The sequence below is a fragment of the Paraburkholderia caribensis genome, assembly GCF_002902945.1.
Taxonomy (GTDB): domain Bacteria; phylum Pseudomonadota; class Gammaproteobacteria; order Burkholderiales; family Burkholderiaceae; genus Paraburkholderia; species Paraburkholderia caribensis.
On record NZ_CP026103.1, the window covers coordinates 435,972 to 458,895 of the forward strand.

The 22,924-nt window shown below is 61.0% G+C and carries 19 protein-coding genes; 15 read left to right on the forward strand and 4 right to left on the reverse strand.

The window, feature by feature from the left end; translation table 11 throughout:
* The first annotated feature begins 11 nt into the window (after positions 1-11).
* From C2L66_RS31425 to C2L66_RS31440, 4 genes are all read left to right on the forward strand, one after another.
* Positions 12-1,058: an extracellular solute-binding protein gene (locus C2L66_RS31425; RefSeq protein WP_054931731.1), complete on the forward strand. Its 1,047-nt coding sequence runs from the start codon at positions 12-14 to the stop codon at positions 1,056-1,058.
* A gap of 371 nt (positions 1,059-1,429) precedes the next feature.
* The gene (locus tag C2L66_RS31430; RefSeq protein WP_054931732.1) at positions 1,430-2,083 is read left to right on the forward strand and encodes a peroxiredoxin; all 654 of its coding nucleotides are present in this window, start codon (positions 1,430-1,432) and stop codon (positions 2,081-2,083) included.
* Positions 2,084-2,183: 100 nt separating this feature from the next.
* Entirely contained in the window at positions 2,184-3,254 is a 1,071-nt protein-coding gene (locus tag C2L66_RS31435) for an MBL fold metallo-hydrolase (RefSeq protein ID WP_060610762.1), read from the forward strand.
* A 419-nt stretch (positions 3,255-3,673) separates the two neighbouring features.
* Complete coding sequence (locus tag C2L66_RS31440; protein WP_233445088.1) at positions 3,674-4,588, forward strand: glycosyltransferase family 2 protein; 915 nt, start codon at positions 3,674-3,676, stop codon at positions 4,586-4,588.
* An 18-nt stretch (positions 4,589-4,606) separates the two neighbouring features.
* On the opposite strand, the gene C2L66_RS31445 is transcribed toward C2L66_RS31440, so the two are convergent.
* The gene (locus C2L66_RS31445; RefSeq protein WP_060610191.1) at positions 4,607-6,049 is read right to left on the reverse strand and encodes an aminotransferase-like domain-containing protein; all 1,443 of its coding nucleotides are present in this window, start codon (positions 6,047-6,049) and stop codon (positions 4,607-4,609) included.
* Positions 6,050-6,298: 249 nt separating this feature from the next.
* Between C2L66_RS31445 and C2L66_RS31450 the strand changes: the two genes are divergently transcribed.
* From C2L66_RS31450 to C2L66_RS31460, 3 genes are all read left to right on the forward strand, one after another.
* Positions 6,299-6,766: a hypothetical protein gene (locus C2L66_RS31450; protein WP_060610194.1), complete on the forward strand. Its 468-nt coding sequence runs from the start codon at positions 6,299-6,301 to the stop codon at positions 6,764-6,766.
* Complete coding sequence (locus C2L66_RS31455) at positions 6,766-7,998, forward strand: NAD(P)/FAD-dependent oxidoreductase (protein WP_060610197.1); 1,233 nt, start codon at positions 6,766-6,768, stop codon at positions 7,996-7,998. Before C2L66_RS31450 ends, C2L66_RS31455 begins: the two co-directional genes overlap by 1 nt.
* A gap of 100 nt (positions 7,999-8,098) precedes the next feature.
* On the forward strand, positions 8,099-9,247 hold the full coding sequence (locus C2L66_RS31460; RefSeq protein WP_060610200.1) for a branched-chain amino acid ABC transporter substrate-binding protein: 1,149 nt from the start codon (positions 8,099-8,101) through the stop codon (positions 9,245-9,247).
* A gap of 887 nt (positions 9,248-10,134) precedes the next feature.
* On the opposite strand, the gene icmH is transcribed toward C2L66_RS31460, so the two are convergent.
* The 3 genes from icmH to tssJ form a co-directional block, all read right to left on the reverse strand.
* Positions 10,135-10,917 carry a type IVB secretion system protein IcmH/DotU gene (gene icmH, locus C2L66_RS31465; protein ID WP_054931738.1) on the reverse strand — a complete coding sequence of 261 codons (783 nt, stop codon included), beginning with the start codon at positions 10,915-10,917 and terminating at the stop codon, positions 10,135-10,137.
* The gene (tssK, locus tag C2L66_RS31470; RefSeq protein WP_060610203.1) at positions 10,914-12,257 is read right to left on the reverse strand and encodes a type VI secretion system baseplate subunit TssK; all 1,344 of its coding nucleotides are present in this window, start codon (positions 12,255-12,257) and stop codon (positions 10,914-10,916) included. Before tssK ends, icmH begins: the two co-directional genes overlap by 4 nt.
* A gap of 121 nt (positions 12,258-12,378) precedes the next feature.
* Positions 12,379-13,005: a type VI secretion system lipoprotein TssJ gene (gene tssJ / locus C2L66_RS31475; protein ID WP_054931740.1), complete on the reverse strand. Its 627-nt coding sequence runs from the start codon at positions 13,003-13,005 to the stop codon at positions 12,379-12,381.
* A gap of 347 nt (positions 13,006-13,352) precedes the next feature.
* Here tssJ and C2L66_RS31480 point away from each other — a divergent pair, with 347 nt between their 5' ends.
* The 8 genes from C2L66_RS31480 (at position 13,353) to tssH (ending at position 22,919) form a co-directional block, all read left to right on the forward strand.
* Positions 13,353-14,042, forward strand: coding sequence for a tetratricopeptide repeat protein (locus C2L66_RS31480; RefSeq protein ID WP_082433876.1), 690 nt, complete (start codon positions 13,353-13,355; stop codon positions 14,040-14,042).
* 40 nt (positions 14,043-14,082) lie between these two features.
* Positions 14,083-14,631 carry a type VI secretion system contractile sheath small subunit gene (gene tssB / locus C2L66_RS31485; protein WP_054931742.1) on the forward strand — a complete coding sequence of 183 codons (549 nt, stop codon included), beginning with the start codon at positions 14,083-14,085 and terminating at the stop codon, positions 14,629-14,631.
* Between the two features lie 23 nt (positions 14,632-14,654).
* Positions 14,655-16,142 carry a type VI secretion system contractile sheath large subunit gene (gene tssC, locus C2L66_RS31490; protein ID WP_054931743.1) on the forward strand — a complete coding sequence of 496 codons (1,488 nt, stop codon included), beginning with the start codon at positions 14,655-14,657 and terminating at the stop codon, positions 16,140-16,142.
* 74 nt (positions 16,143-16,216) lie between these two features.
* Entirely contained in the window at positions 16,217-16,720 is a 504-nt protein-coding gene (locus C2L66_RS31495; protein ID WP_035995719.1) for an Hcp family type VI secretion system effector, read from the forward strand.
* A gap of 75 nt (positions 16,721-16,795) precedes the next feature.
* The gene (gene tssE / locus C2L66_RS31500; RefSeq protein ID WP_060610206.1) at positions 16,796-17,275 is read left to right on the forward strand and encodes a type VI secretion system baseplate subunit TssE; all 480 of its coding nucleotides are present in this window, start codon (positions 16,796-16,798) and stop codon (positions 17,273-17,275) included.
* Positions 17,276-17,330: 55 nt separating this feature from the next.
* Positions 17,331-19,169, forward strand: coding sequence for a type VI secretion system baseplate subunit TssF (gene tssF, locus C2L66_RS31505; RefSeq protein WP_060610209.1), 1,839 nt, complete (start codon positions 17,331-17,333; stop codon positions 19,167-19,169).
* The gene (gene tssG / locus C2L66_RS31510) at positions 19,133-20,218 is read left to right on the forward strand and encodes a type VI secretion system baseplate subunit TssG (RefSeq protein ID WP_054931746.1); all 1,086 of its coding nucleotides are present in this window, start codon (positions 19,133-19,135) and stop codon (positions 20,216-20,218) included. The genes tssF and tssG overlap by 37 nt, the downstream gene beginning before the upstream one ends.
* Positions 20,219-20,264: 46 nt before the next feature.
* Positions 20,265-22,919, forward strand: coding sequence for a type VI secretion system ATPase TssH (gene tssH / locus C2L66_RS31515; protein ID WP_060610212.1), 2,655 nt, complete (start codon positions 20,265-20,267; stop codon positions 22,917-22,919).
* The last annotated feature ends 5 nt before the right edge of the window (positions 22,920-22,924 follow it).

The window sequence follows — 22,924 nt, forward strand, 5'->3', positions numbered from 1 at the left end:
GGAGACCCACAATGAAGCTGTCAAGCACGGTCGCGGCGCTGGCCGCCGTGTGTGCGATCGGCGCGGCTGCGCCCGCCTGGTCGCAAACCAAAACGATTTACATCGGCATGAACGGCGGCCCGATGGAGAAGGCGTACACGAGCCAGGTGCTGCCCGACTTCGAGAAGGCGAACAACGTGAAGGTCGTCGTGGTGCCCGGTACTTCGTCCGATGTGCTGGCGAAGCTGCTGGCCAATCGCAACAGCCCGCAGATTCACGTCGCGTTTCTCGATGACGGCGTGATGGCGCGCGCCGTCAGCATGGGCGTGTGCCAGAAGCTCGACGATGCGCCGGTGCTGAAAGAGCTGTATCCGTTCGCGCGCATGAAGGATGACGTCGGCGCGGGCGTGCAGCTCGGCATGACGGGCATCGGCTACAACACGAAGCTGTTCGCGGAGAAGGGCTGGGCGCCGCCCACCTCGTGGATGGATTTCGCCAATCCGAAGTACAAGGGCAAAGTGGTGTTCCAGTCCGCGTCGAGCAGCACGTTCGGCCTGCACGGCTTTCTCGCGATCAACCGTTTGATGGGCGGCAACGATCAGAACGTCGAGCCGGGTTTCAGCAAATGGTCGAGCACGGTTGGGCCGAATGTCGTCGAGTACATTCCCAATTCGGCGAAGCTCTCGGAGATGGTGCAAACGGGTGAAGCCGGTATCTTCCCGCTGACGCCGACGGCCGTCGGCGATCTGCAGGACAAGGGCATTCCTGTCGGCTACGCGAATCCGAAAGAAGGCGCGGTCTTGCTGCTGGTCGATCTGTGCGTCGTGAAGAACAACACCGATCCGCAGCTTGCGCAAAAGCTCGCGCAGTTCCTGTTGTCGGCGCCGGCTCAATCGAAGGCAGCGGCAGCGGGCAAGCAGATTCCGACCAACGAGCACGCAACGATGACGCCCGCGATGCAGAAGAGCCTCGGCAATCTGGATGATCTGGTGAAGAAGGTGACGGTCGTCGATTGGGATTCGATCAACGCGCACCGTGCGCAGTGGGATCAGCGCTGGAACCGGCAGGTCGAACAGTAATGGTCTGATGCGCGGCGAGCGGACCGTGCCCGCTCGCCGCCGTGGCGCGCGACCTCTCGCGCGCTCTCTATCCGTGCCGTAACGAACAGACGGGCATGAAAAAGCCTGCGCGCTGACAAACTGCACACGAAACGTGTAATTTGTTCTACGCTATAAAAGTTACCTGCTGCGCATTCACGCTCGTCTTGCGTCGGTGTCGATCGGGAGCGGTCGCGAACCGCTTGCGCTCCCGCCAGGTCGTGCGGCATCATGGCCGGCGGCTAACGTCAGAAGCTCTCTATGCTGATTCCCGATAACCCGCCGGCCGTCGTTACATCGACGGTGGCGGCATCCGACGCATCGGTCGGAACCTGTTACCACGGAGGAAGAAGATGGCGATTCGACTAGGAGAAGTAGCGCCCGATTTCACGGCGGAAACCACGGAAGGCACGATTCGTTTTCACGAATGGATCGGCGATAGCTGGGCAATCCTGTTCTCGCACCCCAAGGACTTCACGCCCGTCTGCACGACGGAACTGGGCTATATGGCGGGACTCAAGCCGGAGTTCGACAAGCGCAACACGAAGATCATCGGACTGAGCATCGACCCCGTCAGCGATCACCAGAGATGGGTGAAGGACATCGAGGAGACGCAGGGCAACGCGATCAATTATCCGATGATCGGCGACGCCGATCTGAAGGTCGCGAAGCTCTACGACATGATTCACCCGGAAGCGAGCGGCGGCCCACGCACGGCCGTCGACAACGCGACGGTGCGTTCGGTGTTCCTGATCGGGCCGGACAAGAAGGTGAAGGCGATGCTCGTCTATCCGATGAGCTCGGGCCGGAATTTCGACGAAGTGCTGCGTTTGCTGGACTCGCTGCAACTGAACGCGAAGCACACGGTCGCCACGCCCGTGAACTGGAAACCGGGCGAGGACGTGATCATTCCGACGTCCGTTTCCGATGACGCTGCCAAAGAGAAGTATCCGCAGGGCTTCAAGACGCTGAAGCCGTATTTGCGTTACGTGCAGCAACCCAAGTGAGACCTTGAGCGACGGTCCGGCGCGCTTGTGCCGCGCGCCGGCGTAGTTTCCATTCGCATCAGAGACATTTTCCGACACACGTTGAGAGACCGTGAGCGCGCTGATCTTCCGACAGCTGTTCGACCAGCAATCGTCTACCTACACCTATCTGCTCGCTGACGGTGACACGCGCGAAGCCGTGCTGATCGACCCCGTGTTCGAGCAGACGCGCCGCGATGCCGCGCTCGTCGACGAACTCGGTCTGCGCCTGCTTTATACGATCGACACGCATCTTCATGCGGATCACGTGACGGGCGCGTGGCTGTTGAAAAATCGCACGGGCAGCCAGATTGCGATATCGGCGGCGAGCGGCGCGGAGGGCGCGGATCGCTATCTGAGCCATGGCGATTCGATTGCGTTCGGCGCACGGCAATTGCGTGTGCGCGCGACGCCTGGTCATACGAATGGCTGCATCAGTCTCGTGCTCGACGACGAAACGATGGCCTTCACGGGCGATTGTCTGCTGATTCGCGGTACTGGCCGCACGGACTTTCAGAACGGCAATCCGCATGCGCTGTTTCGCGCGGTGCACGAGCAGCTTTTCTCGCTGCCCGAAAACTGCCTGCTGTATCCGGCACACGATTATCGAGGCCTCACGGTGACGAGCGTGGCCGAAGAGCGGCGGTTCAATCCCCGGTTGGGCGGGGAGCTTTGTGAAGACGATTTCGCGGTCTACATGACCAATCTCGGCCTTGCGCATCCGCGGCAAATCGATGTCGCCGTGCCTGCCAACCTGAAATGCGGCGTCGCGGCCAGCGATCCGTCGCTCACGCCGCAATCCGAATGGGCGCCGCTGACTTACACGTTCGCGGGGATTTGGGAAATACATCCGCAATGGCTCGAAGAGCATCTGCAATCGGTGCAGATCGTCGACGTGCGTGAGCCCGACGAATTCGACGGCCCGCTTGGGCGGATTCCCGAGGCGAAGCTGATTTCGCTCGGCAGCCTGGCGAAACGCGCGGCGGAGCTCGACAAGGAACGTCCAGTTGTGACCGTCTGCCGCGCGGGCGGCCGGTCTGCGCAAGCGACCGTGATGCTTCGCCAGGCGGGTTTCGAGGATGTCGCGAATCTGGCGGGCGGCATGTTGCGCTGGCGCGCTGAAGGCCGGGTCGTCGAGAACGGCAGTCTGTAGGCGCCATTCAAACGCATTGCTCCCTTTCGTCTGACCCGTCGCCTCGAACACTGCGCGATGCGGAAAGAAATGCGCGGTCGCGCTGCGTCTCTTTCGACTGTCAGGTAGGTTCTTCCCATTGAATGCACGCTGTAAAGATGCACATGCTGCGAATGTGTAGGGAGTACTTTTTATATCGTTCCCCAGGTAGAAAGGACCAGATTGATGCCGTTAAGGGTGGCGTTTAATAATTCGGTATGCTTATCAACGTAAAAATCACGCACATTGCTGTTTGATCCCGCCCTTGGACAACACATCATGGATTTCGGACAATCCTCTCGCGCCATCTCGCCATGCGCCGTTGCCGCAGATCATACGTGCTAGCTTTAATCGAGCCGTCCATGCATGTCGCGACAACGGGAGAGATGATGGAGAGCGTGATGGAGCTTCGCACTGTCGACGCGATGAATGAGCTTGACGCGGCACGTGTCGCAATCGTCATCGCGACGAAAGGACGTCCCGACGCAATACCCAACGCGCTCGCATTTCTCGCGCGTCAAACCTTGAGGCCTTGTGTCGTCATTCTTTCCGCTACGAACGAAGCTGACATCGGTGAAAAGTACCCGACGCCGTTTCCCGTGATGCGCATCTTCGGGCCCGCCGGTTTGCCCGCGCAAAGAAATCGCGCGCTCGATGCGCTTCCGGCCGATATCGACGTCGTCGTATTCTTCGACGACGATTACGCGCCATGCCGCGACTGGATCGAACAGTGCGTGCGGATGTTCGAGTCCAATCCCACCGTGCTCGGCGTGTCGGGGAATACAGTGCAGGACGGCTCGAAAGGGTGTCCGCTCACGTGGGGCAATGCCAGTCGCATCGTAGCCGATGCGGAAAGTGCGGAAAGTGCGCCGCATGCGCTGACGCCTTGCATTTCACTCTACGGCTGCAACATGGCATGCCGCATGAACGCAATGAGCGGCCTGCGTTTCGACGAGCGGCTCGTGCTGTATGGCTGGCTCGAAGACAAGGACTTTTCGTGCCGGCTGGCGAGCCGCGGCCCCATCGTGCGATGCGCGCAGATGCGCGGCGTGCATCTGGGCATCGCATCGGGCCGCGTGTCGGGGAAGCGCTTCGGCTATTCGCAAGTCGTGAACCCGAACTATTTGCGGCGCAAGGGCGAGATGTCGCGCAGCGAAGCGGTGCGTTACATCGCCAGGGCGCTTGTGATGAACGCGCTCAAGTCATTGAGACCCGAGCCGCATCTCGACCGTCAGGGACGCCTGATCGGCAATGTGCTCGGCCTGATCGCGATTGTGTCGGGATCGGGCGATCCGGAACAGGCCGCGAAACTGTAGCGCAAGGCGGGCGCGCAATCAGATCGTGCCGAACAACGCACGCGGGCGATCGCGCAACGCTTGCGCCAGCGTTTGCAGCGCGCTCACCAGTTGCTCGCGCGAAGACGCGCACGCGAGATTGATCCGCACGCCGTGCTCGACCTCGGCGCGGTCGACCGCAAAGGCCGACGACGGCATCACGACCACGCCGCGCGCTCTCGCATTCGCGGCGAAATCGTCGGCGCGCCACGGCGGCGGCAGCTTGAGCCACACGAACATGCACGCGGGGTCGGACTCCAGCCACTCTTGCGGCAGAATCTGCCGCGCAAGATCGTGCCGCACGCGGATTTCCGCGAGTTGCGCGTCCATGATGCGTCGCGCGGTGCCGTCCTCGATCCAGATCGTCGCGATCAGCATCGACATCGGCGCAGGCATCCAGGCTGTGGTACGCACGGCTTCGGCGGCGAGCGCGGCGCGCTCGGGCGGACTCAGCAGATAGCCCAGGCGCAGCCCGGGTGCGAGTATCTTCGAGGTCGCGGCGATGTGAAACGTCAGCTCCGGGCACAGACTGGCAAGCGTAGGCAGACGCTGCGAAACGAGCGGGCCATACACGTCGTCTTCGATGATCGCCACGCCATAACGCCGCGCGATATCGACGAGCGCCACACGCCGTTCCAGGCTCATCGTCGTCACGGTCGGGTTCTGCAGATTCGGCACCGTGAAAATCGCCTTGACGGGCACGCGGCTGCAAATGCGTTCGACTTCATCCGTGATCAGCCCGTCGCGGTCGCTCGGCACGCTGACTATCTCGAACTGGAACACGGGCGCAAGCGCCTTCAGGCCGTAATACGTGAGCCGGTCGGCGACGATCACCCCGTCCGTGCCGATCAGGCTGTTGAGCACGGCATAGAGGCCATGCTGCGCGCCGCTGGTGACGACGAGATGTTCCTGCGACGGCATGAAGCCCGGCCCCGCCATCCACTTCGCGCCCGCTGCGCGCGCCCAGTCGGGACCCTGCGGCGGCTGGTATTCCTGTAGCGACGCATAGCGCGGATCGCGCGGCAGATCGGAGAGCGTCGTTGCGAGAGACGCGAGGAACTCACCCGTCGCGGGCCGGTTGACGGTCAGATCGATCGCGCCGCCCGGCGCGGCATTCGGCGCGCTCGCGGTTTCGACACGCGGCATGGCGCCGCCCGTCACGAGCGAGCCGCGCCGCTTGCTGCCGATCACGAGGCCGCGCAGTTGCAATTCCTTGTACGCGCGCGACACCGTCGACACATTGATGCCGAGCTCGGTGGCGAGTTGACGCTGCGGCGGCAGACGGCTGCCGGGCGGATAGACCCCGCCGCGAATCTCGTCCTCGATCGACGCCGATACCTCGATATAGGTCGCGCGTTTTGTCTGGACGGCATCACCGTTTGTCTGGTCTGCCCCGGTTGCGGCGCCGTTGCTGCGTGCTGCCTTGCCTATGCTGGAAGCCATCGTCTCGCCCTGTCTCCATACAAAACAGGCTTTGTCTGCCTGTTTGTGCCAGTTCGCCGGATTTTATACCAGATACGCGGGTATGCCACGGTTTTCAAGCCCGGCAAGGACTACGCCCGGAAGGGCCAGGGAAAGTCCTGGACCACACAATGAGGTTTTTAATTGCACACAAAAAATTGTTGTGTGATTCTTTGAATCATATTTTGTGTGGTTTCCGAATTGCAGGATCGAGCCGAAAGGAGCTTTTGCATGGCAGAGAGCAGGACAAACGCCCGCGCCTCGCGCGACACGCAGGAGAGCGCGACGCCCCGTTCCCGCTTGGCATTGCGTCAGCGGCAGTTGAGCAGCGTGGTCGGCTATGTGGCGGTCATTGCCGCCATCGTGTCGCCGCAGGGCGTGTTCCTGTTCCTCGTCAACGCGTCGGGCGCCGTGATGTTGTTCGTCTGCCGAAGCCTGCACCGCAACGGCGAGCAGCCCTCACTGCCCATGTGGGTCTTCCCATGGCTCTCGTATGCGGTTGTGGCGGCGATCGTCGGCTTGCTGGTCTCGATGGGCGTGGACGCCGAACTTCGGCCGCGATTGATGGCGAGCATCGCGAGTCTCGCGTTCGCCTCGGCGGCATGGCTGCCGGCGGCGAAGCGGCGCAACGCGGATGACGGCACGCGCACGGGTATTCTTGCCGCGGCCGATGTATGCGCATTGTCGGGAGAGCGTTGATGGCAGAGATCGGCATTGTCGGCGCGGGTTTCATCGGGCTTGCGAGCGCCGGCTGGCTGATGCGCGACGGGCACCGCGTCACGCTGTTCGATCCGTCCGGCGTCGCGCAGGGCGCGTCGTTCGGCAACGCGGGCACGTTCGCGCCGTATGGCTGCATTCCTGTGAACAATCCTTCCGTGTTCCGCGATCTGCCGCGTTTCCTGCTGTCGAGCGAGAGTCCGTTCCGTTTGCGCTGGAGTTATCTGCCGCACGTGTTGCCGTGGCTCGCGCGCTTCATGATCAGCTCGACGCGCAAGCGGTATGAGGCGAGTGCCGGCGCGCTCGCGGCATTGCTCGCGCAGGCGCAGGACGGCTATGCGCCGTTGCTGGAAGAGCGGGAGCTTGCGAAATACGTGAGACCGCGCGAGTGCCTCTATCTGTATTCGAGCGGTGCGTCGTTCGATGCATCGCGCGCTTCGCTGAATCTGCGCAAGCAACTCGGCGTGTCGTTCGACGTGCTGTCCGCCGCCGAGGTGCGCGAGCTGGAGCCCGCGCTTGCACCGATCTTCGAGCGGGGCGTGCTCTTCCGCGACAGCTGGCATTTCTCCGATCCGCAAGGCTTTCTGCTGTCGCTGCATGAACTGCTTGCGGCGCGTGGCCTGGAACTCGAACGCAAGAGCGTGAGCGCCATTGCTCCGGCGGCAGACGGCGTCACGTTGACGACCGACGACGGCACGCCACGCCGCTTCGATCATGTCGTCGTCGCGACGGGCGCGCGCTCCGCGAAGTTCGCGGCGCAATGCGGCGACCGCGTGCCGCTCGATACTGAGCGCGGCTATCACGTGCGCTATCGGGGCGCCACGCACCTGATTTCGCGGCCGGTCGGTTGGGCCGAGCGCGGCTTCTACATGACGCCGATGGACGACGGCGTGCGTGTTGCGGGGACGGTCGAACTGGGCGGCTTCAGCGACGTGCGCAATCGTTCGTTGCTGGACCTGCTGACGTTTTCTTCGAAGCGCGCATTGCCGGGGCTGACGCAACCCGACAGTACGTGGCTCGGCTTTCGGCCCACGCTGCCCGACGGCGTGCCTGTGCTGGGCCGTTCGAGCGACAGTGAGCGGGTGATTTACGCATTCGGGCATCAGCATCTCGGGCTGACGTTGGCGGGCGTGAGCGGGCGCATCGTGGCGGATCTGGTTGCGCGGCGCGCACCGCCGCTCGATCTGTCGCGCTACGCGCCGACACGGTTCTGAGGCGACGCATACGCATGTTTCAAGGACGACTTCGAGGCGTCGCGCATCGGGTCAGTCGACAGGCAAAGAGCGCGACATTTTCTAATGACAGGAGCGCATCATGAATCGACGTACATGGCTGATGAGGTTAGGGGTTTGCGCTCTGGCGGCGCATGCTTCATTCGCATTCGCTGCGGACCCGGAAATCGTCAAGATAGGTTTTGTCGGGCCGTTGACGGGACCCGTCGCGCGGGTCGGCAAGGATCTGCAATACGGCGCGCAACTTGCGCTCGATGAAGAAAACGCGAAGCATCCGACCGTTGCTGGCAAGCCGGTCAAGTTCGTGCTCGACGTGCAGGATGACCAGGCTGATCCGCGCGTCGCGATTCAGGTTGCGCAAAAGCTGGTCGATGAAGGCGTGGTGGGTGTGATTGGCCACTACAACTCGGGGTGCAGCATTCCGGCTTCGACTGTGTATCACAACGCGAATGTCGCGATGATCACGCCGGGTTCGACCAATCCGCAATTGACCAAGCAGGGCTACAAGAACGTGTTCCGCACGATGGGGCATGACGGCATCGGCGGCGTGGTGGCGGGGCATTTCGTCGTCGAGCAGATGAAGGCGAAGCGCATTGGCATCATCGACGACCGCACGGCGTTCGGGCAAGGTCTTGCCGATGCATTCGAGAAAGGCGTGAAGGAAGCGAACGGCAACATCGTGTCACGCGAATTCACTAACGACAAGGCCGTTGATTTTCGCGCGATTCTCACTTCGCTGAAGAGCAAGAATGTCGATGTGATTTTCTTTGGTGGGTTGGACGAGCAGGGTGCGATGCTGGTGAAGCAGATGCGTTCGCTGGGGATGCAGGCACAGCTGTTTGGTGCGGGCGCGTTGAAGAGTAATGCGTTTCTGCAGATTGCGGGTACTTCGGGTGAGCGCACCCAGGATCTTGAACCGGGACCCGCGCTGGATAAGTTGCCTGCGGCGCAGGACTTCGGCAAGCGGTATAAGGCGCGATTCAATCAGGATGTCGAGCTGTATGCGCCCTTTGCATATGATGCTGCGCTCGCTATGTTGAAGGCGATTCATGATGCTAATTCGCTCGATCGCGCGAAGATCGTTGAGAGTTTGGCTAAGGTTTCGTTGACGGGTGTTACTGGGAAGATTACTTTTGATCCTTATGGGGATCTGATTAAGCCGCCATATACGCTCTTCGAGGTGCAGCAGGGGCAGTGGAAGAGTGTTAAGACTGTGGGTGGGGGAGTGTGATTGCTTTTGCTTTTGCTTTTGCTTTTGCCTTTGCCTTTGCTTTTGCTGCGCTGGCATCCGCGTCGCGTTAGCGTGCTTCAGGCGTCGCCCCTGTGCGGGGCGGCACCTACTTTTCTTTGCCGCCGCAAAGAAAAGTAGGCAAAAGAAAGCGGCTCACACCGCCAATTCTTGACGTTTACCCACGGGCCCCCAACGTCCCCACGCTTCATACAGCGGTGCCCTTGGCCAGTGCCCGTCGCCAACGCTTCGAATGAACGCCTCACCCGCTTCAAATACCCGTACCCGGTCAAGCGGCGGCGAATGGTATATGCCGCCCAGGTGGCAAACTGTGTGTAGGTTGTCGCGTCGTATAGGGTAGCGCTCTTACAGGGTGGAACGCATGTGCTATCGGTCCGGAGTGAGGCGTGCGAGGCACTACGGCCTACACACAGTTTGCCACCTGGGCGGCCGTGGACTGCCTGGCGAGGCGTGCCGTGACGCGAGGGCGTGAACCCGGTGAGGCGCCCAGCAAGAGCGCTGGCAACGAGCAGGAATGATGTGATTGCCGTGTGAAGTGTAAGAACCTTTGGGGGCCCTCAGGCAAGAATTAGTGCTGGCGGTGTGAGCCGCTTTCTTTTGCCTACTTTTCTTTGCGGCGGCAAAGAAAAGTAGGTGCCGCCCCGCACAGGGGCGACGCGTGAAGCGAGCTATCGCATCGCGGATGCCAGCGCAAAGGCAAACGCACACCGGCGACGCCTGAAGCACGCTAACGAATCGCGGATGCCAGCAAAAGCAAACCGCGGCTGCCAGCACAAATACCAGAACCCCAAACCGGCACTGCCAGAAAGCCAAACTCAATACCAAGACAATCCGCGTATCGCGGAAAATCGCCACACGGCCCCGCTAGATCAAGGCAGAGAAATAGTCAAATTCGCCGACTGCGGCCCAAGCCTGACAATTTGCGAGTAAGGCGCAAGCGAGCGCAACGTCGCATCCTTCAAATACGCATTGAGCCCAAGAAACGCCACCAGCCCGACAAACGCAAACACCGCGCCAATGGTCCAAAGCGGGACTTCCCGCTTAAGCCGATGCGCGATCTGATCCGGCAACGCCCAGTGCGGCGCAAACGGCGCGCGTTTGCCCTTCATATGCGCGATCTCATCGCCAAGACGCGCAGTCAGATACGCAAGCTTTTCCGGCCCTTCGAGCAAATACTTGCCCTGAAAGCCCAGTAGCAAACACATATGAAAGACCTCGAGCGATTGCAAACGCGCCGCCCCCTGCGCACGACACTCCTCCAGATGCTGAAAAAACTTCTCCCCGGCAAGCTGCTCGCCGAACAACGCAAGCTGCAACGGACGTCGCTCCCACTCGGTGCGGATCGCAAACGGCGACGACAGCACCATCTCATCGACGGCGGCGCAAAACGCGAACTTCGCCGTATAAGCATCTTCCGCGGCAACGTCGAGCTTCTTCGCGCCGCGCTCGAAATCACCCAGAAACTGCTGGATGCGATTCATGAACTCGGCAGCATTGCCCGGCTCGCGGCCGTTCTTCAACAGAAACAGCATGAAAAAACCGTCGTACAGCAGATCGAGCAGCGAGCGAACCTGATAGCTCGGCTGCAAGGCCGACGGCGGCATTGCGGACGGCTGCGTGTCGGTGTCGAACAGGGAAGGGGCGTAGCTCATGGTGTGACCGCGATCAGTTCGAGTTTGAGATCGTTGAGTCCCGACGGCGCATAGATCATCGTCGAACGGGCCTGCAACATGCGCTCATAAAGCGCGCCGCGCGCTTCCAGCGAGAAGTAACATGCGCCCGGCCGCACGGGAATCGCGGGCGGCACTTGCGGCGTGTAGGCGAGCCGCACGCCGGGCATCGCGGAAAGCACCAGCTTGTCGACGTCGTCGGGGGCGCCGACCTTGAAGCGCGCAGGCACGGCGTCGACGAGTTCGACGGCGGGCAAATCCGCCGACACGGCGAGAAAGAACTGCGTCTTGTCGTCGATCTTGCCCGAGTCGAGGCGCCCCGCATGGAACGACGGACGAACTTCTTCGAGCGCGATGGCGAAGTAGCGTGTCGAGATCACCGTTTCCAGCAGTTCGCGCAACATGCCGTCAAGGCGCGCGAACCCCGGACCAGGATCGTCATGACGATAGGCGGGCAGATCCGCGAGCGCGTAGCCTTTGGAAAACGTCATCAGTTGACCCGCAAGCCGTAGCAGTTCCTGAAACAGCCGCTCCGGATGCAGCGCGGAATGCTGATAAAGATGCGCAAGCGCGGCAAACGCGGCACTCGCCGTATGCAGCAGCCAGAACGACGCAATGTCGCCCGAGCGGAACTCGATGATGTTCTTGGTCGGCTCGCGATGAAAACCGTACAGCGCATTCACCTTCGCCTGCAACGCATCGATCAGCTGACGCAGCTTTTGATGCAGAAGCGGCGATGCATCGATTGCAAGGCAGGGCGGTACGAACGATTCATCGAGTTCGAAACCGGAAGTCGCCGTGCGGCGCACGCGCACGAGCGGCACGGACAACAACTGATCACGCGGCTCGCTGTGCGCGATCAGCTTCACACTGGTTTTCAGGAACGTGATGTCGGCTTCGGCGGCGTCGGTAAAATGGTCGGGCACGACACTCTGCCTGCTGACATAGCGCGACACGAAGCCGTCTTCATCGCTCGCATGGTTCTGCCCCGTTTCGCGCACGGGATGCAGCGCGAGATAAAACGTGAACTCGTTGATGCCGTCGGGCAGCGTGTCGAGCGCGACGGGCGGCGGCAATTCGTCGGCCTGTGGCGCGGCGTAGAGCGCGCCATCCGGAAACACGAGCGACAGTTCGCTCGCGCGCAGCACGTTGCTGCCGAGCGCATCGCGGTCGAAGCGCACCGAACGCACCCCCCAGTTGTACGGCTGGATGGCCTGAATCGATTCGAACAGGCGTGCCTCGTGGTACGCGTCCTGTCGCTGGAAATGCTGCGGCCTCAGAAAAAGACCTTCCCCCCAGAGCACCTTTGCGGAATAACTCATCGCGAACCTGTGTTTATGCAAATCACATCTGTAAGCGCGAATGACAATGACCGATTAAGTGGCGATTCGGGCTTTTATCACGCGACATTGTTAATTGTTAAATGACTTTTAAACGTCATCTTTAGCCACAACTGACCGACGACAGCAAATTCAATGACTGCAGGGGCAATCCCTGATCAGGCGGAATCACAGTGCCGTTTGTCACCGTCATTGCGCAGTTATGCAGCCCGATCATTATGCCGGATTTCTCCGACTTTCCCGGATCGAACGCGAACTTCCAGCGTTGCATGGCGGGATCGCGGAATAGGGCAACGATACCGAATGCCTGCGCTTCGCGCGATACCTTCTCAGTGACGTTATAGCGCTGGCCGGGAATGAGCGTCACCTCGCGCACGCCAAGCAGATCGCCACCCAAAGTACTTTTCTCTTTGGCTGGATCAGTAAACGTATCGAAAGGCGCCTGTTGAAAAGAAGTGGGGTCTTTCAGCGCATAGAGGCGCACGACGAGTGCGAGCGGACGCTTGTCATTCGCTGCGTTCAGATTGGGCGCGGCATATAAGGTCAAGCCGATATTGCGTGGCGGCTTTTGCGAGTCGGGCACGTCCGGCTTGCCGATTCCCGCAGCCTGCAGGGCCGAGGAGGCAGCTGCGCCAAGCACGCTGACCCCCGCCGCGCAACCCGCCAGCAGCGAGCTTCCAGCCAGACTCAATGCAATTAGCGATGCAACCCGGATAGCGCGCGTATTCATTCTTTATAGACCGGCTTTCGAGCCGGTTACCCCTGTGAATTGTCAATTAAAACGGCGGATGAGTGCTTCGTTTTCACCCTGCGCATGTCAGATTGCAAGAAGCGGAATGAAAATGCAAAGCATGGCGATCCAGGAAATTATTGCCGCCAAACGATGCGGAATGAATTGCCGACGGCCCTAATTTACCGGATATGTCGAAGACATCCAATTGACACGTTTTCCGGATTCTTCTTCTGTAGATGAAAGTTGAATTAATAAAAATTGGCCTGTACTATACGCGCGCACTTAGTGCAAAGCAAAATCGTTTTCTTCCTGATTATAAAATTCGCAACGGCGGTGAAACAACGATGAAAAATCGGCTCTTTACCAGTCTTTCTGGGGCAGTGCTGGTATGCGGCATGATTGCCGGATGCGCCACACAGGGAAATTCCACTCCGTCCACGCCTGAAGCATTTAACAAGGCGCTCAGCGACGCAGATACCGTAGCGAAGAATGGCGATCAGGATCGCGCCATCGCGCTTTATCAGCAATTGTCAAAAACCGATCCGACGCGTGAAGAGCCGTGGTCGCGCATTGCGCAGATCCAGTTCACGCAGGGGCATTACGGGCAGGCCATCGTCGCCGCGCAGGAAGCATTGCAGCGCGACCAGACCGACCGTCAGGCGAAGAGCGTGCTGGCCGTCGCGGGCTTGCGCGTCGCGACGCAGTCGCTTGGTGAATTGCGTCAGGACGCGGCGCTTGCGGGCGACGCGAAGTCCGATGCACAAGCGCTTGCGAAGCAATTGCGCGACACGCTCGGCGAAGCCACGCTGTTCCCGCCGGAGGCGACCGACAAGCAGCCTGCGAAGAAGAAGCGTGTCGTGCGTCATGTGGCAAAACAGGCGCCAAAGGCAAGCGATTCCGCGGACAGCAGCGCCGCGGCACCCGCTGCCAACGCGCCCGCGCAGGCACCTGCCGCCACGCCTGCCGCACCCGCTGCGCCCGCGAAAGCGGCGCAAAGCGGCGGCGCGTCCGATCCTTTTAGCGCGCTGCGCTGATATCAGGCTGGTCTGAACCACACGCACCCGGGAGCCGTCGATGGCAAAGAAAGAAAGTATTCAAAAGCGCTTGCAGAAAGTGCGGCCGCCGCGCGTTCAACTGACCTATGAGGTCGAGCGCGGCGATGCGATCGAAGTGAAGGAATTGCCGTTCGTGGTCGGTGTGGTGGCCGATCTCGCCGGACAGTCGGAAGTCGAACAGCCGAAGCTGCGGGATCGCAAGTTCGTCAGTATCGACCGCGACAATTTCGACGACGTGATGAAAGCCATCGAGCCGCGCGCGGCCTTCCAGGTGGAAAACCGCCTGAGCGATGCGGGCGGGACGTTCGGTGTCGATGTGCGGTTCCGGTCCATGGCCGACTTCAATCCCGACGAAGTGGTCGCGCAAATCGAGCCGCTACGCCGCCTGCTCGAAGCGCGTTCGAAACTCGCGGATCTGCGCAACAAGCTGGCCGGCAACGACAAGCTCGAAGATCTGCTTGGCGAAGTGCTGAAGAACACGCAGCAATTGCAGGCGCTCGCGGGTACGACGCCACGCGCCGAAGGCGATGGCGCGGACGGCGAATCGCGTACTGACGAGAACAAGTAGCGTCACCAGGCACCGGGGGTAACATGAATCAGCAAGCGGCTGCAGCTCACTATTCCAATGCGCAGGCAAGCGCCGGCGTGTCGCTTCTCGACGAAATCGTCGAGAAGAGCAAAGTAGCGAAGTCCGAATCGGAACACGCGCGCGCGAAGGATCTGATCGGCGAACTCGTGAATCAGGTGCTGGACGGCACGGTGATCGTGTCGGACAACCTGTCCGCGACAATCGATGCGCGCGTCGCCGAACTCGACCGTCTCATTTCCGACCAGTTGAGCGCCGTGATGCACGCGCCCGAATTTCAGCGCATGGAAAGCACATGGCGCGGACTCGACTATCTGTGCAAGGAAAGCAACACAGGCTCGACGATCAGGATCAAGGCGCTGCACGCGCCGAAGCGCGACCTCGTGCGCGACTTCAAGACGGCCATCGAATTCGACCAGAGCGCGCTCTTCAAGAAGGTCTATGAAGAAGAGTTCGGTACCTTCGGCGGTTCGCCCTTCGGCACGCTGATCGGCGACTTCGAAATCACGCGTCAGCCGGAAGACATGTACTTCATCGAGCAGATGTCGCACGTTGCGGCGGCCGCGCACGCGCCGTTCATCACGTCGTCGTCGCCGGAACTGCTGGGTCTCGAATCTTTCGCCGATCTCGGCAAGCCGCGCGATCTCGGCAAGGTGTTCGATACCGTCGAATACGCGAAGTGGAAGTCGTTCCGCGACGCCGAAGACTCGCGCTATGTCGGTCTGACGTTGCCGCGCTTTCTGGGCCGTCTGCCGTTCAATCCTAAAGACGGCGCGACGGCGGAAGGCTTCAATTTTGTCGAAGACGTGGACGGCACCGATCACAGCAAGTACCTGTGGTGCAACGCCGCGTGGGCGTTTGCTGCGCGCCTGACGGCCGCATTCGACGACTTCGGCTGGTGCGCGGCCATTCGCGGCGTGGAAGGCGGCGGTCTCGTCGAAGATCTGCCCACGCATACCTTCAAGACCGACGACGGCGAAATCGCGCTGAAGTGCCCGACGGAAATCGCGATCACCGACCGCCGCGAAAAAGAACTGAGCGATCTCGGCTTCATTCCGCTCGTTCATTGCAAGAACTCCGACTACGCCGCGTTCTTCGCCGCGCAGTCCGTGCAGAAACCGAAAAAGTACAACACCGACAGCGCGAATGCGAATTCCGTGCTGTCCGCGCAATTGCAGTACATCTTCTCGGTTTCGCGCGTCGCGCACTACCTGAAGGCGATGATGCGCGACAAGATCGGGAGCTTTGCATCGGCGCAGAACGTCGAAGTGTTTCTGAACCGCTGGATCTCGCAATACGTGCTGCTCGACGATAACGCGACCCAGGAACAGAAGGCGCAGTTCCCGCTGCGCGAGGCGTCGATTCAAGTCTCGGAAATTCCGGGCAAACCCGGCTCGTATCGTTCGGTCGCATTCCTGCGTCCGCACTTCCAGCTGGATGAGCTCTCTATTTCCTTGCGCCTCGTGGCGGACCTGCCGAAACCGGCAAATTGATAAACGGAGTCAGTACGCCCGGGTAGGCCGCCCGGGTGACTGTAAAAACCACCTCTTTGGGGAGTCGCACAATTATGAAGGATATCTACTTAAAGTTCGGCAATCCTGCAATCAAGGGCGAATCTGCCGACAAGGACCATCAGGGCTGGATCGAAATCGATTCCTGGACGCATGCGATCACGCAACCGCGTTCGGCGACGGCATCGACGGCGGGCGGTCACACGTCGGAGCGCTGCGAGCACGCCGACATGGCGTTCACGAAAGACATCGACGTCGTGAGTCCGCTGCTCTATCAGCATGCTTCGGGCGGCACGACGTTTGACGAAGTGACGATCGACTTCATGCGCTCGGACGGCGAGGGCAACCGCATCAAGTATCTCGAAGTGAAGCTGAAGTACGTGATCATTTCGAGCATTACGCCGAGCGTGGTCGGCGAAGGTCTGCCCACTGAGGCGTTCTCGCTGAAGTACGCCGCCGTGCAATGGAAGTACACGCAGCAGAAGATCGGCGGCAATCAGGGCGGCAATGCGCAAGGCGCATGGAGCCTGACGAAGAACGACAAGACGTACGCAGTCTGATGACAGCGGGTCCGCGTGCCGCTGTGCATGCGGACCCATTGCCGCAGTTTCGTTGAGGTTGCTCGAAGCAAACTTATGAAGCGATTCGAACCCAGTTTCTTCGACAAGCTGTTCGACGACGAGCCGCATCTTCCGGCACCCGCCGCGATGCGGCAGTTGTCGCTGGAAGAACTGAAGTCGAATGTCGCGCGCGACGTCGAAGCGATCCTCAACACGCGTATCGCGCTGACGGAAGCCGACCTCGCCGCGCTGCCAGAGTGCCAGCGTTCGGTGCTCACTTATGGGCTGAACGATTTTTCCGGTTTGAGTCTGGCAAGCCATTACGACCGCATGTTCATCTGCAAGTCGATCCAGCAGGCGATTGGCCGGCACGAACCGCGCCTGCAACAGGTCGCCGTGACGCTCGAATTGAATGAGCAGTCGACCAATGCGCTGTACTTTGCGATCCAGGCTTTGCTGGTCGTGCATCCGGCGGAAGAGCCGGTGAGTTTCGACGCGATGCTGCATCCGTCGACCTTGCAATACTCGGTGACGCGCGCACGCGCGAAGCTGTGATACCGCGAGCCTGCGAGCAGGCCGAAGCGGAACGATCTCGCTCGGGGAAGGAGTCATGGAAGAACTGCTGCCGTATTACGAGCGCGAGTTGTCGTTTTTGCGGCGCTATTCGCGAGATTTCGCCGAGCGCTATCCGAAGATCGCCGCGCGGCTCGCGATGTCGGGCGAGCATTGCGAAGACCCGCACGTCGAACGGATGATCGAGTCGTTCGCGCTATTGGGCGCGCGCATCAACAAGAAGCTCGAAGACGACTACCCGGAATTCACAGAAGCACTTTTCGAAGTGCTTTATCCGCATTATTTGCGGCCTTTTCCTTCCTGTTCGGTCGCGCAATTCGGCTTGTCGAGCGGCATTGGGAATCTGACGCAGCCCGCGACCATCGAGCGAGGCACGGAAGTCAAATCGCGCCCGATACGCGGCGTGCAATGCCGTTTCCGGACCGCGTACGAGGTCGTGCTCGCGCCCATTCGTATTTCAGAAGCGAAGTACACGTCGGTGGCGATGGCGCCGAGCGCGACGGTCCTCCCTGCGAGCGCGACGGGCATGCTCTCGATCACGCTTGAATCGACCGCGCCGCAACTCGATCTCGGTGCGCTGAAGCTGAGTACATTGCGGGCCCATTTGCATGGTGAACAATCGTTTGTCGCCGCGCTTTCCGATTGCCTTTTCATGCATGCACTGGCCGCGTACGTCGAGCCCGAGCGCAATGGCGTATGGAAAGCGCTGCGCGCCATGCCCGTCGAACAGGCCGGCTTCGACGAACAGGATGCACTGATCGACTATCCCGCGAAGTCGCATCCGGCTTATCGTCTGCTGACCGAGTATTTCGCGTTTCCCGATAAATTCAGTTTCGCCGATTTCGATCTGGCCGCCATGTTGCGCGCCAGTGGCCGTTGCCATCGCATCACGCTGCACGTCGTGCTGAAAGACGTGCGCAGCGATTCGAATATCGCGCGCCTGCTGGACGCGTTGTCCGCACAAAATCTGCGCCTGTTCTGCACGCCCGTCGTCAATCTGTTCAAACAGCATGGCGAGCCGATCCGCATCAGTCATCAGGCGGTTTCATACCCTGTGGTGGCGGAAGCTCGCCGGGCGTTCGCGTATGAAGTCTATTCGATCGACTCCGTCCGCCTCGTGCGTCAGCAGGCGCATGGCGAATCGGTGACGGAATTTCGCCCGTTCTATTCGCTGCATCACGGCGAGGCGACGCGCGCGGGCCACTACTGGTTTGCGCGCCGCAACGATTGGGTCGCGCAAAAGAGCCCCGGCTACGAGACGGAAATCTCCATCGTCGATATCGACTTCGAGCCGTCGGCGCCGCAAACGGACACGCTCAGCGTCGACCTGACGTGCACGAATCGCGATCTGCCCGCGCAACTCGCGGCGGGTCTCGAAGGGGGCGATCTGTTTCTCGAAGGCGGCTCGCTGGCGAGCACGCTCACGCTGTTGCGCAGACCCACGCCTAGCGTGCGCTTCGAGCGTGGGCGCTCCGCGCATTGGCGTCTGATTTCGCATCTCGCGCTCAATCATGTATCGCTCGCGGGCAGCGGGCTGGCGGCGCTCAAGGAAATGCTCGCGCTCTACGATCTGCGGCGAACGGCGGTGTCGGCGCGTCATGTCGACGGCTTGACAGGAATCGATCAGCGCGCGGCCGTGCAGTGGTTGCCCGGCAATCCGTTTGCGACCTTCGTGCGCGGAATCGAAGTGCGTTTGACTGTCGACGAGGAGCACTTCGTCGGCGCGAGTCTCGCTTCGTTTGTCGGCGTGATCGATCGCTTCTTTGGGCTGTACGTGCATCTGAACAGCTTTGTGCAACTGGTCGTCGTGTCGAAGCGCACGGGCGAGGAGATCTTGCGATGCAAACCGCGCAGCGGCGAATCGATCCTGGCGTAGTCGAACAACTGCTCGACGAGCCGCACCGCTTCGAGTTCTTTCAGGCGGTGCGTTTGCTGGAAAAGTGGTTCGGGCAGCAAACGTCCCAGCGTGCGGGCGATGTCGTCGCGCAGCGCATGACGTTTCGCACCACGCTGTCGCTCGCGTTTCCGCCGAGCGAGATCCAGGCCGCCATGTCGTACGACGAAGATGGCAATGCGCTCAAGGACAAGGCGCAGCGCACGGCTGCGCTCGTGAACGATGCGATCGGCAAGGTCGATCTGACGCCCGCGTTCTTCGGCCTGCTCGGCGGGCAGGGCGCGTTGCCGCTCAACTACACGGAGCAGTTGCTCGATCGCGAGCAGATGACGCGAGACCGCGCCGCGCGCGAATTCTTCGACGTGTTCTCGAATCGCGCGACGGCACTCTTCTACGCGGCGTGGAAAAAGTACCGTCTGCCGTTTCACTACGAGCTCGACCGCGACGAGCGGTACTTGCCGCTGTTGTTGTCGCTGGCGGGTGTGGGCGATGCGGATACGCGCGCGAGCCTGCAAGCGGGCAAGGGCGCACTGTTCGACGAAGCGATTGCGGGCTACGCGCTGGCTGCGCGTCATCGGCCTGTATCGGCGGCGTACTTGCAGCGCAATCTCGCGGAGTACTTCAACGTGCCCGTGCAGGTCGATCAGTTCGTTGGCAAATGGTATGACGTGCCGCGCGACCAGCTGACGGTGCTGGGCAGTGTCAACGCGACGCTCGGCGCGACGGCGCTGGCGGGCACGCGCGTCTGGCAGCGCGACATGCGCGTGCGGCTCGTCATCGGCCCGTTGAAGAAGGCGGACTACGAGGCCTTCCTGCCCGGCGCGGAACGGGCGGTCGCACTCGAACGGATGCTGACGCTGCTGGCGGGCATCACGCTCGAATACGAAGTGAAGCTGAAGCTGCGTCATGAGGACGTCGGGCCCAGCATTCTCGGCAAAGGGTCGCGGCTGGGCTGGGACGCGTTCCTCTGCACGAACGAAGTCGTCGAAGACAGGGCAGACGCACGTTACGAACTGCACGTGATCCACTGACGGCAAACCAAAACAACGACACGCACGACACATCGGACAGTACGCCATGAGCACGCCATTGAAGACCCTGATCGCCAAACTCAACCCGACGTGCCGCGAGGCAGCGGAGCAAGCGGCGAGCCGCTGCCTGGCGCGCGGCCACTATGAGGTCGATCTCGAACACCTGTTCGGCGCATTGCTCGATGAAGCCGCGACAGACGTGCCACTCGTCGTGCGCGCGAGCGACATCGATATCCATGCATTGCGCGCCGATCTCGAACGCGAACTGGGACGCCTGAAGACGGGCAATACACGCACGCCCGTTTTCTCGGTGCATCTGATTGCGCTCTTCGAGCAGGCGTGGCTGATTGCGTCGCTGGATTCGCAGATCGCGCGCATTCGTTCAGGGCATCTGTTGCTTGCCTTGTTGAGTGCGCCGGATCTCGCGCAATTCGCGCAGCGCATGTCGCCGCTGTTTGCGAAAGTACGCGTGACGGAATTGAAGCACAGTTTCGTTGAATTGACGCAAGGTTCGCGTGAAAGCGAAATCGGGTCGGCGACTGCGGAACCGGCGGCTTCGACAGAAGACTCTGCGCGCCCGAATGCCGCGTCGAAGACACCAGCGCTCGATACCTATACGACGAACCTCACGCAACGCGCGCGCGATGGCCATATCGACCCTGTGATCGGCCGCGAAGCCGAGATTCGTCAGGCCATCGACATCCTGATGCGCCGCCGCCAGAACAATCCGATCATGACGGGCGAAGCGGGCGTTGGTAAAACGGCCGTGGTCGAAGGGCTCGCACTGCGCATCGCCGCCGACGACGTGCCACCGCCGCTACGCGGCGTCGCGCTGCACGTGCTCGACATGGGGTTGCTGCAAGCTGGCGCGAGCGTCAAGGGCGAGTTCGAGAACCGCTTGAAAAGCGTGATCGACGAGGTGAAGAAAAGCGCGCATCCCATCATTCTCTTTATTGATGAAGCGCATACCATGATCGGCGCTGGCGGCGCGGCTGGACAGAACGATGCGGCGAATCTGCTGAAGCCGGCATTGGCGCGCGGCGAATTGCGCACGATTGCCGCGACGACATGGAGTGAGTACAAAAAGTACTTCGAGAAGGATGCGGCCCTTGCGCGACGCTTTCAGGTCGTGAAGATCGAAGAGCCGAATGAAACGCTTGCCGCTGCGATGTTGCGCGGCATGGCTTCGTTGATGGAAAAGCACTTCAACGTCCGCATTCTCGACAACGCGATCACGGAAGCCGTGCGTCTGTCACATCGCTATATCAGCGGACGTCAGTTGCCGGACAAGGCGATCAGCGTGCTCGACACGGCCTGCGCGAAGGTCGCGCTTGCACAAAGTGCGACGCCCGCCGCAATCGACGATACCAGCAAGCGTCTGGAACGCATCGACGCCGAAATCGCGGCATTGGAGCGCGAGACGGCGAGCGGCGCATCGCACGATGAGCGCCTCGCGGCATTGCGCGAGCAGCGCGCGATCGACGTCGAACGGCTTGCGCACGATCGGGCGCGGTATGAGAAGGAGCGCATGATCGTCGGTGAAATCGTCGCGTTGCGGGAAAGGATCGACGCGGCGCGCGACGGCAATTGTCACGAAGACGAACTCGCCAGCGCGCGCGAAACGCTGGAACGTCGCGTCGCCGAACTGGCAGACGTGCAGAAGACCGCACCGATGGTGCCGTTGCAGGTAGACGCGCATGTCGTCGCTGAGATCGTCGCTTCATGGACGGGCATTCCGCTTGGCCGCATGGTGAAGGATGAGTTGCGCACGGTGCTGAATCTGCAGCCGTTGTTGAGCGCGCGCGTGATCGGCCAGGATCATGCACTCGAAGCGATTGCGCAACGCGTGCGCACGGCAAGCGCCAATCTCGAAGATCCCAACAAGCCGCGCGGCGTATTCATGTTCGTCGGGCCATCGGGTGTCGGCAAGACGGAGACGGCGCTCGCGCTGGCCGACGTTCTGTATGGCGGCGAGCGCAAGATGATCACGATCAATATGAGCGAGTACCAGGAGGCCCACAGCGTTTCCGGGCTGAAGGGTTCTCCGCCGGGCTACGTGGGTTACGGCGAAGGCGGCGTGCTGACGGAAGCAGTGCGGCGCAATCCCTATTCCGTCTTGTTGCTCGATGAAGTTGAAAAAGCGCACCCGGACGTGCTGGAGATGTTCTTCCAGGTATTCGATAAAGGCACGATGGACGACGCCGAAGGGCGCGAGATCGATTTTCGCAATACGCTGATCATCCTGACTTCGAATGTCGGTTCATCTGCGGTGATGCAGGCGTGCCTGAACAAGAACGACGAGGACATGCCCGATGCCGGATCACTTGCCGAAATGTTGCGCCCGCAGTTGTACAAGGCGTTCAAGCCAGCCTTTCTTGGCCGCATGAAGGTCGTGCCGTACTACCCGATTGCCGACGACGTGTTGGTCGAGATCATCGAATTGAAGCTCGAACGCATCCGGCACCGAATCGAAACCAATCACAAGGCGGCCTTCGAATGGGACGAGTCGCTCGTCGAAGCCGTGCTCGCACGCTGCACCGAAGTGGATTCGGGCGCACGCAATGTCGATCACATTCTTAACGGCACATTGCTGCCCGACATCGCGCAGCATGTGCTCGAACGCATCGCCGATGGCGTGCCTGTCAAGCGCATCGGCGCGCGCGCGACGCAAGCGGGCGAGTTCGAATATACCGTTGCCTGAGGTTC

What these genes read in the sequence shown, in the direction of transcription:
- C2L66_RS31425 (WP_054931731.1), top strand. Translation starts at nt 12, where the DNA reads ATGAAGCTGTCAAGCACGGTCGCGGCGCTGGCCGCCGTGTGTGCGATC.
- C2L66_RS31430 (WP_054931732.1), top strand. Translation starts at nt 1,430, where the DNA reads ATGGCGATTCGACTAGGAGAAGTAGCGCCCGATTTCACGGCGGAAACC.
- C2L66_RS31440 (WP_233445088.1), top strand. Translation starts at nt 3,674, where the DNA reads ATGGAGCTTCGCACTGTCGACGCGATGAATGAGCTTGACGCGGCACGT.
- C2L66_RS31445 (WP_060610191.1), bottom strand. Translation starts at nt 6,049, where the DNA reads ATGGCTTCCAGCATAGGCAAGGCAGCACGCAGCAACGGCGCCGCAACC.
- C2L66_RS31450 (WP_060610194.1), top strand. Translation starts at nt 6,299, where the DNA reads ATGGCAGAGAGCAGGACAAACGCCCGCGCCTCGCGCGACACGCAGGAG.
- C2L66_RS31455 (WP_060610197.1), top strand. Translation starts at nt 6,766, where the DNA reads ATGGCAGAGATCGGCATTGTCGGCGCGGGTTTCATCGGGCTTGCGAGC.
- C2L66_RS31460 (WP_060610200.1), top strand. Translation starts at nt 8,099, where the DNA reads ATGAATCGACGTACATGGCTGATGAGGTTAGGGGTTTGCGCTCTGGCG.
- icmH (WP_054931738.1), bottom strand. Translation starts at nt 10,917, where the DNA reads ATGAGCTACGCCCCTTCCCTGTTCGACACCGACACGCAGCCGTCCGCA.
- tssK (WP_060610203.1), bottom strand. Translation starts at nt 12,257, where the DNA reads ATGAGTTATTCCGCAAAGGTGCTCTGGGGGGAAGGTCTTTTTCTGAGG.
- tssJ (WP_054931740.1), bottom strand. Translation starts at nt 13,005, where the DNA reads ATGAATACGCGCGCTATCCGGGTTGCATCGCTAATTGCATTGAGTCTG.
- C2L66_RS31480 (WP_082433876.1), top strand. Translation starts at nt 13,353, where the DNA reads ATGAAAAATCGGCTCTTTACCAGTCTTTCTGGGGCAGTGCTGGTATGC.
- tssB (WP_054931742.1), top strand. Translation starts at nt 14,083, where the DNA reads ATGGCAAAGAAAGAAAGTATTCAAAAGCGCTTGCAGAAAGTGCGGCCG.
- tssC (WP_054931743.1), top strand. Translation starts at nt 14,655, where the DNA reads ATGAATCAGCAAGCGGCTGCAGCTCACTATTCCAATGCGCAGGCAAGC.
- C2L66_RS31495 (WP_035995719.1), top strand. Translation starts at nt 16,217, where the DNA reads ATGAAGGATATCTACTTAAAGTTCGGCAATCCTGCAATCAAGGGCGAA.
- tssE (WP_060610206.1), top strand. Translation starts at nt 16,796, where the DNA reads ATGAAGCGATTCGAACCCAGTTTCTTCGACAAGCTGTTCGACGACGAG.
- tssF (WP_060610209.1), top strand. Translation starts at nt 17,331, where the DNA reads ATGGAAGAACTGCTGCCGTATTACGAGCGCGAGTTGTCGTTTTTGCGG.
- tssG (WP_054931746.1), top strand. Translation starts at nt 19,133, where the DNA reads ATGCAAACCGCGCAGCGGCGAATCGATCCTGGCGTAGTCGAACAACTG.
- tssH (WP_060610212.1), top strand. Translation starts at nt 20,265, where the DNA reads ATGAGCACGCCATTGAAGACCCTGATCGCCAAACTCAACCCGACGTGC.